The organism is Granulicella sp. L60, assembly GCF_009765825.1.
GTDB lineage: Bacteria > Acidobacteriota > Terriglobia > Terriglobales > Acidobacteriaceae > Edaphobacter.
This window is the reverse complement of record NZ_LMUR01000017.1, coordinates 3,941-4,344: the sequence shown is the minus strand read 5'-3', so window position 1 is coordinate 4,344 and position 404 is coordinate 3,941. Positions and strand designations below refer to the sequence as shown.

The window sequence follows — 404 nt, the reverse complement described above, 5'->3', positions numbered from 1 at the left end:
ACGCCGCCTGCTGCTGCAGCACCTCCCCCTCGATCCACTCCCGCTGCCAGACAGCATAATCCGCATACTGGATGGGCAGCACTGGGAGTGGGTCCGGCTCGCCCCGTAGATAAGCACTGTATAAAGTGCTCAACTCGTGGACCAGCACCCCAATCGACCAGCCATCGGAGACGATATGGTGCATGGTGATCAACAGAACATGTTCGTCTTCGCTGGTCCGAAGGAGCCTGCCGCGAAGCAGCGGACCGGCTTGCAGATCGAAAGATGTCTCTATCTCCTGAACCACCTGCTGTTGTAGGGCCGCCTCTACGTCGCCCTGCTGACGCAGGTCCTCTTCGAGAAGAAGAAAAGGATTGTCTGCAATCGAAGCGATCTTCTGTTCGGCTGTGCCATCCACGGAAGCA

The 404-nt window shown here is 57.9% G+C and carries 1 protein-coding gene; it reads right to left on the bottom strand.

Translation table 11 applies throughout. The annotated features are described in order from the left end of the window. Positions 1–404 (bottom strand): condensation domain-containing protein (locus tag GSQ82_RS10410; RefSeq protein ID WP_216847065.1); only part of this gene is annotated, 404 nt, incomplete at both ends.